This window comes from Intrasporangium sp., from assembly GCF_036566125.1.
Taxonomy (GTDB): domain Bacteria; phylum Actinomycetota; class Actinomycetes; order Actinomycetales; family Dermatophilaceae; genus Intrasporangium.
On record NZ_DATCWX010000302.1, the window covers coordinates 15,601 to 31,962 of the forward strand.

Consider the following 16,362-nt stretch of genomic DNA (forward strand, 5'->3'; position numbering starts at 1 on the left):
GCCCGGCGAACGGAGATAGGCTCACATCGTGAGATGCGCGCCACGACGGTGTGGCACGCACCAGCCCATGACGAGGAACAAGAGCATCGCATGTCTGCGCCACTCGAACAGTCCCGGATCGACGTCCTCCAGGCCGCGGCAGCGGCGTTGAGCGCGACCACCACGAAGGGAAAGGCCAAGGCCAGGACGGCGCCTCGGCCGGCCCCCGATTCCTTCCTCAAGGCGTACTACCACCTGGTCGCCACCGAGGAGCTGATCGCCCGGGATCCCACGGAGCTCGCAGCAACCGCCTTGCGGCACAGGGAGTTCGCGCAGTCGCGCCCCGTTGGCACCTCCAACATCCGAGTGGCCAACCTGGACGTCGGGGCCAACGGCAAGGAGGCGACGTCCACCAGTGTCGACATCGTCGTCGACGACATGCCCTTCCTCGTCGACTCGGTGGTCTCCGCGCTCGGTGGATTCGACCGGGGCGTGCGCAGCATCGTCCATCCCCAGATGAACGTCACGCGGACCGTGACGGGTGAGCTGGTCGAGGTGCTGACGGATCGCGCCACCCCCGTGCCGGACGACGTCGCGCTCGTCCAGGAGTCCTGGATGCACCTCGAGATCGACCGGTTGCCCGACGCCGCCATCCCAGAGGTGGAGGCACGGTTGCGTCATGTGCTCGACAACGTCAGGGACGCGGTCGAGGACTGGCCCAAGATGCGCGCCCACGCCCTCACCATCGCGAGCGACCTCAAGGCCGCGACACCGCCGGGAACCAGCCCGCACGAGGCGCGTGAGGCCAGTCGTTTCCTCGAGTGGCTCTCGCACAACAACTTCACCTTCCTCGGTTACCGGGAGTACTCCCTCACTCACGAGGACGGCAAGGACATCTCGCGGCAAGTGCCGGGCACCGGGCTCGGCCTCCTTCGCTACGACCGGCCGCAAGCGGGCACCGGAGTGGTCCTCACACCGGCCGCGAGTCGGGCCGCTCGCGACTCGACCCTGCTGATCATCACCAAGGCCAACTCACGGTCCACCGTCCACCGGGACGTGTACCTGGACTACATCTCCATCAAGAAGTTCGACGCCCGGGGCGAGTGCGTGGGGGAGCAGCGGTTCCTCGGGCTCTACGCCTCGGGGGCGTACAACGACTCGATCCACGACATCCCGTTGCTCGACGTTCGGGCCCAGGACGTGCTGCGGCTGACCGGGCTCACCGCGGACAGCCATTCGGGCAAGGACATCCTCCAGATCCTGGAGACCTACCCGCGTGATGAGCTCTTCCAGACGAGCGCGGCGCACCTGGCCGAAGTTGCGACGAGGGTGCTCCACATCCAGGAGCGTCGCAAGACCAAGCTCTTCCTGCGACCGGACGAGTTCGGGCGGTTCATGTCCTGTCTGGTCTACCTGCCGCGAGACCGCTACAACACGACGGTCCGACTGAAGATCCAGGCCATTCTGCTCGAGGCGTTCGGCGGCGAGTCCATCGACTACACCACCCGGGTCAGCGAGTCGACCCTGGCCCGTCTCCACTTCGTCGTCCGGGTGCCGTTGGGTGTCGACATCCCCGAGGTCGACGCGGCAGCTGTCGAGCAACGCATCGTCGACGCAACGCGGACGTGGGACGAGGACCTTGTCGAGGAGCTCGGCCGTCGGCGGGGCGCCGAGGGCGCGGCACGAGCGATGGCCGCCTACGCGAAGGCGCTCCCCGAGGCGTACAAGGAGGACTTCGGTGTCGAGATCGCTGCCGCGGACCTGGACCGGATCGAGGCACTTGACGGCTCACCGTCGGCGACAGCGCTCCACCTCTACCAGGACCCCCAGTCGGACGATCCCGGCGAGCGCCGCTTCAAGCTGTATCGGCGTGGGGACCTGTCCCTGACCCAGGTGCTGCCACTGTTCACCCACCTGGGCGTTGAGGTGACCGATGAGCGGCCGTACCAGTTCGTGGGACCAGACGGTGGCGAGCTGCACATCTTCGACTTCGGCCTGCGGGTCGAGGCCGAGCACTGGGCCCGGGGGACGGCCGCGGACGACGTGCGGAGCCGGTTCGAGGAGGCCTTCCGAGCCGTCTGGCAGGGAGAGATCGAGTCCGACGGGTTCAACGCCCTGGTCCTCGTCGCCGGACTGACGTCGCGTCAGGTTGTCATCCTGCGCACCGTCGCGAAGTACCTGCGGCAGTCGGCATCGACGTTCTCGCAGGACTACGTTCAGTCCGCACTGGTGGCCCACACCGGAATCGCGCGCAGCCTGGTCGAGCTCTTCGAGGCCCGCTTCGACCCGGACCTCTTCCCTGACACGGCGGCCGGCAAGGAGAAGCGGGCGGCCCGGTCCAAGCGGCTCGTCGCACGGATCCACGAAGCGCTGGACGACGTGGCGAGTCTCGACCAGGACCGGATCATCCGGGCCTTCCTGGGTGTCATCCGCGCCAGCCTGAGGACGAACTTCTACCAGGTGACCGAGGACGGCAGGCCCAAGCCCTACGTGTCGCTCAAACTCGACCCGAAGAAGGTCCCGGACCTGCCCGCCCCACGTCCGATGTTCGAGATCTGGGTCTACAGCCCGCGCGTCGAGGGCGTGCACCTGCGGTTCGGCAAGGTGGCGCGTGGCGGACTGCGCTGGTCGGATCGACGTGAGGACTTCCGCACCGAGGTCCTCGGCCTCGTCAAGGCGCAGATGGTCAAGAACGCCGTCATCGTGCCGACCGGGTCGAAGGGCGGGTTCTACGCCAAGCAACTGCCCAACCCTGCGGTCGACCGTCGGGCCTGGCTCGACGAAGGCGTCGCCTCCTACAAGCTGTTCATCTCCGGCCTGCTGGACGTCACGGACAATCTCGTGTCGGGAGCGGTCGTGCCGCCTGCTCGCGTGGTGCGCCACGACGGCGACGACACGTACCTCGTCGTCGCCGCGGACAAGGGCACGGCGAAGTTCTCCGACATCGCCAACGGCATCTCGGCCGACTACGGGTTCTGGCTCGACGACGCCTTCGCCTCCGGAGGATCAGCCGGATACGACCACAAGGGCATGGGCATCACCGCCCGCGGGGCCTGGGAATCGGTCAAGCGGCACTTCCGGGAGATGGACGTCGACACCCAGAGCGAGCCCTTCACCGTCGTCGGTGTGGGTGACATGAGTGGTGACGTCTTCGGCAACGGGATGCTCCTGTCCGAGCACATCCGGCTCGTCGCTGCCTTCGATCACCGGCACGTCTTCATCGATCCGAACCCAGTCGCCGCCACCTCGTACGCCGAGCGTCGCCGGCTCTTCGAGCTACCCGGCTCGTCATGGGCCGACTATGACCGTTCCCTCATCTCGACCGGCGGGGGCGTGTTCGACCGGTCCCTCAAGTCCGTGCCCATCACCAGTGAGATGGTCCAGGCCCTGGGCCTGCGCTCCGGCACCAAGAGCCTGACCCCGGCGGAGCTGATGAAGGCCATCCTCCTCGCCCCGGTCGACCTGCTCTGGAACGGTGGCATCGGCACCTACATCAAGGCCAGCGGGGAGTCGAATTCCGAGATCGGCGATCGGGCCAACGATGCAATCCGAGTCAACGGCGGAAGTCTGCGCTGCAAGGTCGTCGGCGAGGGCGGCAACCTCGGAGCCAGCCAGCTCGGCCGGATCGAGGCTGCGCTGGCGGGCGTCAGGATCAATACCGATGCCATCGACAACAGCGCCGGGGTCGACACGTCCGACCACGAGGTGAACATCAAGATCCTGCTCACGGAGCTGACCCGCTCCGGCGAGCTGACCATGAAGCGGCGCAACGCCCTGCTCGCGTCGATGACCGACGAGGTGGCCCAGCAGGTCCTGCGTGACAACTACGAGCAGAACGTGCTGCTGGGCAACGCTCGGGCCCAGCAGCACGCGATGCTCCCGGTCCACGGGCGGCTGATCCAGTTCCTCGAGGAGCACGGCGACCTCGACCGGACCCTGGAGTTCCTGCCGAGCGAGGCCGAGATCGCGCGTCGCCAAAAGGACGGCAAGGGGCTGACGTCACCGGAGTTCGCCGTGCTCGTCGCGTACTCCAAGCTGTATCTCAAGGACCACCTGATCAACTCGTCCCTGCCGGATGACCCTTGGTTCGCCAGCACGCTGGCGGAGTACTTCCCCAAGCCGTTGCGACGCAAGTTCGCCGAGCAGATCGAGTCCCACGCCCTCCGCCGCGAGATCATCACGAACTCGGTGGCCAACAGCGTGGTCAACCGGGGCGGCATCACGTTCGCATATCGTGCGGCCGAGGAGACCGGTGCGTCACCCGAGCAGGTGTCCCGCGCCTACATCGTGTGCCGCGAGATCTTCGATCTCGCCGGCTACGTGGCCCGGGTCGAGGCGACGGACAACGTCGTCAGCACCGCGGCCCAGACGAGCCTCTACCTGGAGTTCCGCCGACTCCTCGACCGGGCGGTCCGCTGGTTCCTGACGACTCGTCCGGCCACTCTGGACATCGCCGCCGAGGTAGCCCGGTTCCGTCCGGGCATCGCGGCCCAAGCCGGTCGGATCCCGGAGCTGCTGCAGGGACGGGAGCAGGCTCGGTTGCTCTCGCGGGCGCGCGACTTCGAGGGCAAGGGGATCCCCGGTGACCTCGCGCTCTCCGCAGCGTCGTTGCTGGACTCGTACTCGCTGCTCGACTGCATCGAGATCGCCGCGGACAGCGGAGAGCGGCTCGACCAGGTCGCCGAGGTCTACTTCCTCACGTCGAACACCTTCTCCATCGACGCGATGCTCACCAGGGTCTCCTCGCTGCCGCGCGACAACCGTTGGGACGCGATGGCCCGGGGCGCGCTGCGAGACGACCTGTACGCGGTCCTCGATGTGCTGACACGCTCGGTCCTCGAGGTGAGCGAGCCCGGGAGCGCGGCCGCCGACCGGCTCGCCCAGTGGTCCGACATCAACGCCGACTCGCTCGAGCGGGCCCAGGCGGCCCTCGGTGGGATCGAGCGAATGTCCTACGCGGGTATTGCCGCACTGTCGGTCGCGCTCCGCACCCTGCGCACCGTGACGAAGCCCGCGTCATCCACCGTGGGCGAGGTGAGCCGGACACCTGCCACCGGGCCGTCACCTGACGGTCCCCCTGCCGCGAAGTCGCGAGCGAGCACGAGGACCACGGCGACGAAAGCCAAGGGCAGGACTGCCAAGAGCCCGACGTCGCCACCCACCAAGGCGGCCGCGAAGCGCGCTCGGTCAGCCGAACCGGCCCAGCCGGCCCAACCGGCCCGGCCGGTCACCTCGACGTCCGTGGGCGCCAAGCAGGCCAACTCGGGCAAGACTGCCGCTCAGGCCGGCCCCAGGCGCAGCAAGTCGTCCCGCTCGGCCAGCTGAGACGCGAGGTCCCGTCTCCGTCCTCAATCCCCGGAGAGGGAGGATGGAGACGGACCGAGCCCAGCGCCATACGGCATGGTCTGTCCACATCGCCTGTCCGCGTGGTCCCTTGCGACGACGCATAGGCTCACGATGTGGCAACACTGAGTGAGCTCCTGCGCAGCCGGACGGCTCTCGGCGACGCCGAGGTCGAGTGGCTGCACCTGCTCGTTGGCGACTGGCAGCTGATTGCCGATCTGTCCTTCGCTGACCTCGTCCTCTGGGTGCGCCCGCCCAGCGGCACGGACGGGCCTTGGCAGGCAGTCGCGCACGTGCGGCCGACGACCGGGCACCTCGTCTTCATCGACGACCAGGTTGGCCGGACGGCCAATGACGACCACGTCGGCCCGCTGCTGGACGAGGCGGCAGCCGAGCAGCGCATCCTGCGGGTGCGGCAGGTGGAGGTGCCGGGCGACAACGGGCACCAGTCAGTCCGCGAGGAGTACATCCCCGTCGTCCGCGAGGGCAGGGTGGTCGCGATCGTCACCCGCCACACCAACCTCTGGACGACGCGCACGCCGAGCCGTCTCGAGATCACCTACCTGGCGACGGCTGACGCGCTGTGTCGCATGGTCTCGGCCGGCGAGTTCCCCCACAGCACCGCTCCCACCGGGCTGCGCCGAGGAGCTCCGCGAGTGGGAGACGGTGTCATCCGTCTCGACATCGACGGCATCGTCACCTACGCGAGCCCCAACGCCGTGTCCGCCTTGCACCGGCTGGGACATCTCGGGGAGGTCGTCGGCGCCAGCCTGGCCCAGGTCGTCACGGAGAACATCCGGAAGTCCTACCCGGTCGACGAGGGGCTGCCGCTCGTCGTCACCGGGCGCCAGCCATGGCGCACCGAAGTGAGCGGCGCCGGCACGACGGTCTCGATGCGGGCCATCCCGCTGACCGAAGCGGGCCAGCGCTTCGGCGCGCTGGTGCTCCTGCGCGACGTCGGAGAGCTGCGGCGTCGCGAGCGCGAGCTCATGACGAAGGAAGCGACGATCCGGGAGATCCACCATCGCGTCAAGAACAACCTCCAGTCGGTGGCTGCACTGCTCCGGCTCCAGGCGCGTCGGGTCCCGGAGGGGGAGGCCAGGACGGCGCTCGAGGAGGCCGAGCGGCGCGTCGGGACGATCGCCATGGTGCATGACCAGCTGAGCCAGGGCTTCGACGAGTCGGTGGACTTCGATGCCATCGTCAAACGCGGCCTTCAGGCCATCGTCGACGTCTCCTCCAACGGCGCGCCGATCACCACGACGCTCGAGGGATCCTTCGGCAGGCTCCGCCCCGAGGACGCGACCGCGCTCGCCATGATCGTGAGCGAGCTGGTCCAGAACGCCATCGAGCACGGCCTCGGCGTCCGCGGGGGAGAGATCCGCGTCCTCGTCGAGCGACTGAGCGACGAACACGGCCGGCCGATGCTCGTCGTGTCGGTCGAGGACGACGGCAGGGGGATCAACCCAGAACGGCCACCCGGCTCTGGTCTGGGCACGCAGATCGTGCAGTCGCTGATTGCGGACCTGCAGGGGAGGATCGCGTGGGAGCCGGCCACACCTCGTGGTACGCGCGCCCGGTTCACGGCGAGCCTGCGCCCGCTGACCTGAACTCGACCTGTACGGGGAGAACAGCAAAGCCCGGTGTCCTAGGGGCACCGGGCTCCGGGGGCGATGGTCTCGCGAGGGTCAGCCGGCGCGGCGAGCCCTCGCATTACGGCGCTTGAGCGCGCGGCGCTCATCCTCGCTCAGGCCACCCCAGACCCCGGCGTCCTGCCCGGTCTCGAGGGCCCACTTGAGGCAGGTGTCGATGACTGGGCAGGTCCGGCACACGGCCTTGGCCTCCTCGATCTGGAGGATGGCGGGACCGGTGTTTCCGATGGGGAAGAACAGCTCGGGGTCGGCATCCAGACAGGCAGCGCGGTCGCGCCAATCCATAAGTCTCGTGCTCCTTCATCATGTCGTTCGGCACCACACGTGGCTGAGTGGTGGTGCGGTTCTCGGCGCCAGCGTCGTTGTCGGAGCCATTACTCGTGGAACCTCGGGGTAACCGGGGCAAACGCTCCCCTGACCAACGGAGACGCGCACGAAAATGTTCCGTACGCGTCGCTCGTCGTCACCCGTCGGTGTCAACCAGTGTGCTGAGGGGCCATGCCGTGGGCAAGGCTTTGGGCGCAGATCACACCAAGAGGCGATCTTACTTGCAGTTCGCGTTCAGATCCAGACCCACTCTCCGTCGATGTCCCGCCCGGCAGGTGTGATCCTGCGCGCACTAGGCTCGGCCGGGTGACCGAGCCGATGCACCCGATCGACCCCACGAGCTCCGCCGCCGCCCCCACGAGGCCTTCGCGTGCTGCGCTCATCGCGGGCCTGCTCACCGTCGTCGAAGGCCTCATCCTGCTCGCCTTCGCCGGCTTCTACGTCTACGAGATCGCGCTGGGCGCCGAGGACTCGCTGACCACGGCGCTGACGTCGGCGGCCCTGATTGTCATCTTCGGCGTGGCGCTCCTGGTCGTGGCTCGGGCCTGGCTGCGGGGACAGCGGTGGCCACGGACACCGACCCTGGTGTGGAACGTCCTCCTGCTCCCGGTCGCCTGGTCGCTCCGTGACTCCGACCAGACCCTCATCGCGGCGGGCATCGCGGCTCTGGCCGTCGCGAGCATCGTGGCCGCGCTGGCGTCGCCAGCCCACCGGTTGGTCGAGCCGGGCTCGGCGGACTGACGGGACCTCGGGATGGAATGACCGGCTGGGGATCGCTCAGGTGATCCCGATCCAGTCGTTCCACCCGTTGTGCAGCACGAGCCAAGCGATGAGTCCGTAACCCGCCTGCCCGGGGTGCGCGCGGTCGGGGCTCGCAGCGAGATCTGCCATCCACTGGTCATGGCTGGCCAGTGGGCGGAAGCAGTCGACATAGGTGATGCCTCGGCGGGCGCAGACGTCCGCCTGCGCCTCGGCCAGGGCCTCGATACGCCGGTTGAGCTCCGCGTCCAGGGACGGGGTCAGGCCGACGACGAAGACGCCGATCCCCGCGTTGGTCGCCTCGTCGATGACGTTGGCGAGATTGAGACGGGACCGCGCCATCGTCATGCCGCTCCGGATGTCGGCCGTGCCGAAGGACAGGACCAGGCGCCGCTCGGACCGGCCCTTCCACCGTGGGTGCGCCTCACCAGCCCAGCGGGCAACGACGTCACCAGAGGTGCTCCCTCGGATCCCCAGGTTGTAGGCGGTGAGATCGAGGTCGGGGTGCTGCGTCCGTGCCACGACCCGGCCGACCCAGCCGAGGCCCTTCGGGTCCCCGTAGCCTGCTGTCGTCGAGGCGCCGACGAAGACCATGCCGACGTCGCGGACGCCGCCGGCGACGGTGAACTCGGCAGTGGGGGAGAAGTACGGCTCCGGGATGGACGGCTCGCCCGGGGCCGGCTCTTCACTCGCCGCGGCGACGCGGGCGCCGGGCTCGCTCAAGCGGGCAGGGGAGGCGCTCGCCGCCTGCCGCGTGCCAGCACCATCGTCGAACCGGGTGTGCGAAGAGGGGTAAGCCGGTCCCGTGCCGAAGGTCGGGCGATCCGGATCGTGCGAGGAGTCGGTCACGTGGGTCAGTCCTCGTCGTCGTCGAGTCGCGCCAACCAGGTCGCCAGACGGTCGATGGGGACCTCGAACTCGGGGTTGAGGTCGACGAACGTTCTCAGCTGCTCGGCGAGCCAGTCCAGGCTCACCGCCTCCGCGCCGCGCCGGCTGGCGAGCTCCTCGATGCCGCGGTCGGTGAAGTACACGGTTGGAGGGTATCGCGTGGGGTTCGCCACGCCATGGAGGCTCGGCGGAGTGCGCTGAGACGCACAGATGCCGTATGCCGCTGGGCTCGTCCCCTGCCCAAGGCTCGTCCGCGGGCCCTGCAGTCCTCAGACGACGGGTGCCCGGCACCTACCGCCACAGAAGCGCGGTGGGTGCCGGGCACGAGGTCCGATCGGCCGGGCTCGGTCGGGGACAGGGAGCGCCAGCGGGTCAGCGGGTGAAGGCGCGGTCCATGATTTCCGCCTGCTCGATGGCGTGCTTCTTCGTCGAGCCGGTCGCGGGCGAGGCAGAGGCCTTGCGGGCGATGACGCGCCACGGTCGGGTCTCGCCGAGGTCGGACAGGTCCTCGTGGAGCCACTGAGCCATGAGCGGCCAGGCGCCCTGGTTGCGTGGCTCGTCCTGGACCCACACCAGCTCCGCATCGGGGTAGCGGGATGCCGCCTCCCGGATCTCCTGGAGCGGAATGGGGTAGAGCTGCTCGACACGGATGATGGCGGTCGACGTGTCCTCGCGCTTCGATCGCTCGGCGTCCAGCTCGTGCACGACCTTGCCCGAGGCGAAGAGGACGCGGTCGACCTTCTGCGTGACGCCTTCGTGGTCGGCCAGCACGGGCTGGAAGCCACCCTGGGTGAAGGCCTCGACGGGGCTGGCCGCGGCCTTGCTCCGCAGCATCGACTTCGGGGTGAAGACGATGAGCGGTGTGCGCGGGCGGGCGTAGGCCTGGCGCCGGAGCAGGTGGAAGTAGCTCGCCGCGGTCGACGGGAAGGCGACGGTCATGTTGTTCTCGGCGCACAGCTGCAGGTAGCGCTCGATCCGTGCCGAGCTGTGGTCCGGGCCTTGGCCCTCGTAGCCGTGCGGGAGGAGCAGGACGACCGAGCTGCGCTGGCCCCACTTCTGCTCGGAGCTGCTGATGAACTCGTCGACGATGGTCTGGCCGCCGTTGGCGAAGTCGCCGAACTGGGCCTCCCAGAGGACGAGGGCGTCGGGCCGCTCGACGGAGTACCCGTACTCGAACCCCATGGCTGCGTACTCCGACAGGAGCGAGTCGTAGACCCAGAATCGCGCCTGCCCCTCGCCGAGGTAGAGCAGCGGTGTCCACTCCTCGCCCGAGTTCTTGTCGATGAGGACGGCGTGGCGCTGGACGAAGGTACCGCGGCGGCTGTCCTGACCCGCGAGGCGGATCGGCGTCCCCTCCTTGAGAAGGGTGCCGAAGGCGAGCAGCTCGGCCATCGGCCAGTCGATGCCGCCCTCGTGGACCATCTGGACCCGTCGGTCCGTCAGCTGCTTGAGCTTCGGGTGGATCGTGAAGCCAACCGGCGGCTTGCCGAAGGTTTCGCCGATCTGCACGATCTGCTCCCCCGGGACTCCGGTCTTGGTCGAGGAGCGATGCGTGGCTCGGTCGTCGAGGACCTGCGCCGTGGGCTTCTCGAGGCCGGCATTGTCGGGCACCTCGGTGTCCGGATCGGCGGGCCGTCGCTCCTGCTCGGCCGCCTTCGCCGCCTCGCGTGTCTCGATGAAGACGCGCTCGAGCTGCTGCTGGTAGTCGCGGAGGGCAGCCTCGGCATCCTCGACGCTGATGTCGCCGCGTCCGATGAGGGACTCCGTGTACAGCTTGCGGACCGAGCGCTTCGCCTCGATGAGGTGGTACATCAGCGGCTGGGTCATCGAGGGGTCGTCGCCCTCGTTGTGCCCACGCCGGCGGTAGCAGACGAGGTCGATGACGACGTCCTTGTTGAACTCCTGCCGGAAGTCGTAGGCGAGCTCGGCGATGCGCACGCACGCCTCGGGATCGTCACCATTGACGTGGAAGATCGGCGCCTGGATCATTCGCGCCACGTCAGTCGAGTACACCGAGGACCGCGACGAGCTCGGTGAGGTCGTGAAGCCGACCTGGTTGTTGATGACGATGTGGATCGTGCCGCCAGTCCGATAGCCGCGCAGCTGCGACAGGTTGAGCGTCTCTGCCACGACTCCCTGGCCCGCGAAGGCTGCGTCGCCATGCATCAGGACGGGGAGGACGGTGAAGGACTCGCCGGCCAGGTTGAGCCGGTCCTGCTTGGCGCGAACGATGCCCTCCAGCACCGGGTTGACCGCCTCGAGGTGCGACGGGTTGGCAGCGAGGTAGACCTTGGTCTTCTTGCCGTCCTCTGAGGAGAACTCGCCCTCGGTGCCGAGGTGGTACTTGACGTCGCCGGAGCCCTGGACCGACTGCGGGTCCTGCTTGCCCTCGAACTCACGGAAGATCTGGCCGTAGGACTTGCCGGCGATGTTGGCGAGGACGTTGAGGCGCCCCCGGTGCGGCATGCCGATGCAGACCTCGTCGAGGTCGTCGCCGGCGGCGCGGCAGAGGATGCGGTCGAGCAGGGCGATGACCGACTCGCCGCCCTCGAGCGAGAAGCGCTTCTGTCCGACGAACTTCGTCTGGAGGAACGTCTCGAAGGCCTCGGCGGCGTTGAGCCGCCGCATGATGCGCAGCTGCTCCTCGCGGGAGATCTTCTTGTAAGCGACCTCGACCTTGTCCTGGATCCACTTGCGCTGCTCTGGGTCCTGGATGTGCATGTACTCGATGCCGACGGTCCGGCAGTACGAGTCGCGCAGGATGCCGAGGATCTTCCGCAGCTTGAGGAAGGGTGCCCCGCCGAACCCGCCGGTGGCGAAGGTGCGCTCGAGGTCCCACAGCGTCAGGCCGTGCGTCGTGACGTCGAGGTCGTGGTGTCGCCGCTGCTTGTACTCGAGCGGGTCCGTGTCGGCCATGAGGTGGCCGCGCACGCGGTACGCATGGATCAGCTCCTGCACCCGAGCGACCTTGTTGATGTCGTCGTCGTGCGACGAGTCGATGTCCCGGATCCACCGGACCGGCTCGTACGGGATGCGCAGCGACTCGAAGATCTCGTCGTAGAAGCGGTTCTCCCCGAGGAGCAGGTCCTGCAGGACCCGGAGGAACTCGCCGCTGACGGCGCCCTGGATGATCCGGTGGTCGTAGGTCGACGTGAGGGTGAGGATCTTGCTCACTGCGTTGCGGTTGAGCGTCTCGGTGCTCGCGCCCTGCCACTCGGCCGGGTAGTCGAGGGCGCCGACACCGATGATCGTGCCCTGCCCCTTCATGAGACGGGGGACCGAGTGCACGGTGCCGATCCCACCGGGGTTGGTCAGGGAGATGGTCGTGCCCTGAAAGTCCTCGACGGTCAGCTTGTTGCCGCGGGCCTTCTTGACCATGTCCTCATAAGCGGTCCAGAAGTGGACGAAGTCCATCTCCTCGGCCGACTTGATCGATGGGACGACGAGGGTGCGCGAGCCGTCCGGCTTCTGCAGATCGATGGCGAGTCCGAAGTTGACGTGGGCCGGTTGGACGAGCGCAGGCTTGCCGTCCTTCTCCGCGAAGCCGTAGTTCATCTCGGGAATGACGGAGAGCGCCTTGACCATGGCGTAGCCGACGATGTGCGTGAAGCTGACCTTGCCGCCACGCGACCGGGCGAGGTGGTTGTTGATGACGACGCGGTTGTCGATGAGCAGCTTCGCCGGGACGGCGCGGACACTCGTCGCCGTGGGCACCTCGAGCGAGGACTCCATGTTGGCGACCACGCGGGCCGGTGCGCCGCGCAGCGGCGTCAGGGCGTGCTCGCTGACGGGGCCGGTCCCCTTGACGGCCGGGATGTCGCGGGGCTTCGGCGAGGCGGGCTCAGCGGTCGAGGCGGCAGCCGCCTTCTGGGCCGCAGGAGCACTCTGGGCCGGAGCGGGGCTGGACCCGCCGGACGGGGCGGCATTCGCCTTGGGCGCTGACGGAGCGGGGGCAGGCGCAGCCGGTGGCTGCTGGGCGGACGACGGGGCAGTCGATGTGGCTGACGCGGTGTCGGTTGGGGTGTCGGTTGGGGTGGCTGACGTGCTGGCGGCGGTCGTGGAAGGCGCCTGCGCTGACGGACGACCCGTGGGAGCACCGTTGCCGAGGGGCGCGGCCGTGCGGCCGTCGGCGTCATGCGGACTGTAGCCCTCGAAGAACGCCCACCAAGCCCGGTCCACCGAGTCCTTGTCAGTCAAGTACTGCTGATACAGCTCGTCTACGAGCCAGTCGTTCGGTCCGAAGGATGCCATCGGGTCACCGGACGTGGACTGTTCAGACACGCGAATGCGCCTCTTTCGTTGCCTGGGGTGCGTCGTGCGGAGTACAGGCCAAGCCTAGCCCCGAACGTATCGCGCCCCGACAGACGTCTGAATGGCGAAAGACGCGCAGGGAGGGCGACAGCGGGAGCCGGCTCAGCGGCATACGGACAAGGAAATCTGTGGGTCGACCGGGCCTGAGGCCCGGTCACGAGATGTCGGCGCGGACCGTCCGGATGGTGCCGATGAGCGCCATGACCACGGCGTATCCGGTGAGGACGAGCGCCCCAGCCCACCAGGCAAGCTGGTCGGACACCGTCCCGCCGAAGCTGACGTTCTGCACGTTCAGGGTCGCGTTCGTCGCCTGTGACGGCAGGTAGCGGGCGATGTCTGCCCCGATCTCGGTCAACGGCAGGACCGCTCCGATGATCGGCTCGACGATCCAGGCGACGCCGACCGCGATGAGCAGGGCCGCGACCTGGTTGGGGATGAGGATGCCGACCCCGAGCCCGATGAGCGCCCAGAGGCCCAGCACGAGCAGGGAAAGGGCAAGGGTCCGCCAGATCTCCGGGTCTCCGAACGGCTCGTGTCCGCGCGACGAGAGGATCGTCGCGCCGGTGACCACCGATGCGGTCAGCGAGGCGAGACCGTACATGGCGCCGACTGCCAGCAGCAGGATGGTCTTGGCGACCATGACGCGGCTGCGCTTGGGCTCGGCCAGGAAGGTGGCGGTGATCGTCTTGTGGCGGTACTCGGCCCCGACGGTCATCACCCCGATGGCCAGGGTGAGCAGGTAGCCGACGCCGATGCCGCTCGTGAAGGTGGTCCGGGCCAGCTCGGCGTCGGAGGTGGGGAGGCCGGGGCCGCCCTCGCCGATGACGGCATCGCTGGTGAACAGGAACGCGAACAGGGCCGCGAAGGCGGCGCCGGCCACGACGATCGCGATGAGCATGCCCCACCACAGCCGCGTGGTGAAGAACTTGCGGAACTCCGAGCTGACGGCCTTGCTCACCGCGACTCCTCCTGTCCTTGCGTCTCGGGCTCCCTCGTGTCCGGTGGCGCAGCGTCCGGGGTGACGGCGAGCAGGCTCGGGTCGATGGGCGGCCCGCTCGGCGGGGGCAGCTGGCCGAGCGGTGCGACCGCTTCACCGAGGTTGCGGTTGCGGTGTTGGTCTGACTCGGTGAGGTTGAAGTAGAGCTCCTCGAGGTGGGTCTTCTCCGCGCGCAGCTCGTGGATCGCGATGTCCGCCGCGTGCGCGAGGTCTCCCACCATGGCGAGGTCCTCGGTCGTCACCTGGATGCCGCCGTCCGTGCGCTTGAGGCTCAGTCCCCTGCCGGCCAAGGTGCTCGCCAGCCGGTCGGGGTCGGAGGTGCGCACGAAGGCGGTCGGCTCGCCTCGGAGCTCCTCGATGGTGCCCTGTGCCACCCTCTTGCCGTTCGCGATGATGACGACGTCGTCGACCGTCTGCTCGACCTCGGACAGCATGTGGCTCGAGATGAGCAGCGTGCGGCCCTCCGACGCGAGGTGGCGCAGGAACCCGCGCAGCCACCGGATGCCGTCGGGGTCCAGGCCGTTGGCGGGCTCGTCGAGGATGATGACTCGAGGGTCTCCGAGCAGCGCGGCCGCGAGCCCAAGTCGCTGTCGCATGCCCATCGAGTAGCCGCCTGCGCGCTTGCTCGCCGCAGCGGGGATGCCCACGAGGTCGAGCAGCTCGTCGACGCGACTGGCCGGGATCCCGGCAGCGGCGGCCAGGGTCAGCAGGTGGTTGCGCCCCGTACGCCCCGGGTGGAAGTTCGTCGACTCGAGCGCCGACCCGACGACGGTGAGCGGGTTCGCGATGTCGTGGTAGCGGCGCCCCTCGATGGTTGCGGTGCCGGCGGTCGGACGGATCAGCCCGAGGAGCATCCGCAGGGTCGTCGTCTTGCCGGCGCCGTTGGGGCCGAGGAAGCCCGTGATCCGGCCGGGCACGACGTCGAGATCGAGGCGGTCGACGGCCGTGAACCGACCAAACCTCTTCGTCAGTCCACGGACCTCGATCCGGCCCTGCTGCGGATCCGCGGACGGCTTGGCGCCCCCGGCGGCGGGCTGTGCTGGAGTGGCGGCCGACGCGGCTGTCACAACGCCTCCTTCAAGGCCCCGAGGGGCGATTCCTGGTGTGCGTCCAACTCAACCACACCGCTCCAAGTGACTCGACGGGTCCATATAGTGGGCGCGGTGAGGGCACGTTGACGATGCGGTGAGGATGCGGTGAGGACGCTGTGACGGAGTGGCTGCTCCTGCTCGCGGGGATCCTCCTGACCGGCGGCACCGCCGTCTTCGTCGCTGCGGAGTTCTCCCTCGTCGCCCTCGACCGGCCGACCGTCCAGAAGGCGATCGACGCCGGGGACGGCCACGCCCGGATCGTGCTCCAGTCCCTCAAGCAGCTGTCCACCCAGCTGTCAGCGGCCCAGGTCGGCATCACCATCACGACTCTGGTGGTCGGCTACCTGGCCCAGCCGTCCATCGGCCGCCTCCTGGCCGGCCCGCTCAGCAGCCTCGGGCTCGCACAGCCAGCCGTCGAGGCCATCTCCAGCTCCCTCGCCCTCGTGCTGGCCACCGCGTTCTCGATGGTCTTCGGCGAGCTGCTCCCGCAGTTCCTCGGCATCTCGGCCCCCCTGACGACGGCGAAGGTCGTCGCGCTGCCCGTCCGAGTCTTCGCGACGGTGGCCAGGCCGCTCATCCTCGTGCTCAACGGTTCCGCCAACGCGTTCCTGCGCGCCATCGGGATCGAGCCCCAGGAAGAGCTCTCCGGGGCACGGACGCCGCAGGAGCTGGCGAGCCTCGTGCAGCGATCGGCCGAGGCGGGGACCCTCGAGGTCACGACCGCTCGCCTGCTCACCAAGACGCTCGGCTTCGGTGAGCGCACTGCTGACGACGTCATGACGCCTCGCGTGCGCTGTGCCGGTATCCACCGGGACGAGTCGGCCGACGATGTCCTACGGCTGTCGCGGCGCACCGGCCATTCACGGTTCCCCGTCCTCGGCAATGACTGGGACGACATCGACGGCGTGGTCCACGTCAAGCGCGCGATGGCCGTCCCGCACGACCGCCGCAAGGACGTCCCGGTGTCCGCGCTCATGTCCGACCGCCTCGTCGTGCCCGAGACGATCCGGCTCGA

10 protein-coding genes are annotated in these 16,362 nt (G+C 68.7%); 4 read left to right on the forward strand and 6 right to left on the reverse strand.

Features of this window, described 5'->3' with window-relative positions:
- Positions 1-90: 90 nt before the first annotated feature.
- Complete coding sequence (locus VIR15_RS18170; RefSeq protein WP_331930332.1) at positions 91-5,304, forward strand: NAD-glutamate dehydrogenase; 5,214 nt, start codon at positions 91-93, stop codon at positions 5,302-5,304.
- Between the two features lie 134 nt (positions 5,305-5,438).
- On the forward strand, positions 5,439-6,932 hold the full coding sequence (locus VIR15_RS18175; protein ID WP_331930334.1) for a sensor histidine kinase: 1,494 nt from the start codon (positions 5,439-5,441) through the stop codon (positions 6,930-6,932).
- Positions 6,933-7,010: 78 nt separating this feature from the next.
- Here VIR15_RS18175 and VIR15_RS18180 read toward each other — a convergent pair whose 3' ends face one another.
- Positions 7,011-7,259, reverse strand: coding sequence for a WhiB family transcriptional regulator (locus VIR15_RS18180; RefSeq protein ID WP_013493302.1), 249 nt, complete (start codon positions 7,257-7,259; stop codon positions 7,011-7,013).
- 348 nt (positions 7,260-7,607) lie between these two features.
- Between VIR15_RS18180 and VIR15_RS18185 the strand changes: the two genes are divergently transcribed.
- The gene (locus VIR15_RS18185) at positions 7,608-8,042 is read left to right on the forward strand and encodes a hypothetical protein (RefSeq protein WP_331930338.1); all 435 of its coding nucleotides are present in this window, start codon (positions 7,608-7,610) and stop codon (positions 8,040-8,042) included.
- 36 nt (positions 8,043-8,078) lie between these two features.
- Here the strand turns inward: VIR15_RS18185 and VIR15_RS18190 are convergent, their stop codons facing one another.
- The 5 genes from VIR15_RS18190 to VIR15_RS18210 form a co-directional block, all read right to left on the reverse strand.
- Complete coding sequence (locus VIR15_RS18190) at positions 8,079-8,783, reverse strand: GDSL-type esterase/lipase family protein (RefSeq protein ID WP_331930340.1); 705 nt, start codon at positions 8,781-8,783, stop codon at positions 8,079-8,081.
- 131 nt (positions 8,784-8,914) lie between these two features.
- Positions 8,915-9,091 (reverse strand): DUF6104 family protein, encoded by a 177-nt coding sequence (locus VIR15_RS18195; RefSeq protein ID WP_331930342.1) that lies wholly within the window; start codon positions 9,089-9,091, stop codon positions 8,915-8,917.
- A gap of 229 nt (positions 9,092-9,320) precedes the next feature.
- Positions 9,321-13,229: a multifunctional oxoglutarate decarboxylase/oxoglutarate dehydrogenase thiamine pyrophosphate-binding subunit/dihydrolipoyllysine-residue succinyltransferase subunit gene (locus VIR15_RS18200; RefSeq protein WP_331930344.1), complete on the reverse strand. Its 3,909-nt coding sequence runs from the start codon at positions 13,227-13,229 to the stop codon at positions 9,321-9,323.
- Positions 13,230-13,413: 184 nt separating this feature from the next.
- A complete protein-coding gene (locus tag VIR15_RS18205; protein WP_331930346.1) occupies positions 13,414-14,217 on the reverse strand; it encodes an ABC transporter permease in 804 nt (267 codons plus the stop codon).
- Complete coding sequence (locus VIR15_RS18210) at positions 14,214-15,323, reverse strand: ABC transporter ATP-binding protein (protein WP_331930348.1); 1,110 nt, start codon at positions 15,321-15,323, stop codon at positions 14,214-14,216. Before VIR15_RS18210 ends, VIR15_RS18205 begins: the two co-directional genes overlap by 4 nt.
- 140 nt (positions 15,324-15,463) lie before the next feature.
- Here VIR15_RS18210 and VIR15_RS18215 point away from each other — a divergent pair.
- The coding region (locus tag VIR15_RS18215) for a hemolysin family protein (protein WP_331930350.1) at positions 15,464-16,362 on the forward strand (899 nt) is incomplete at its 3' end.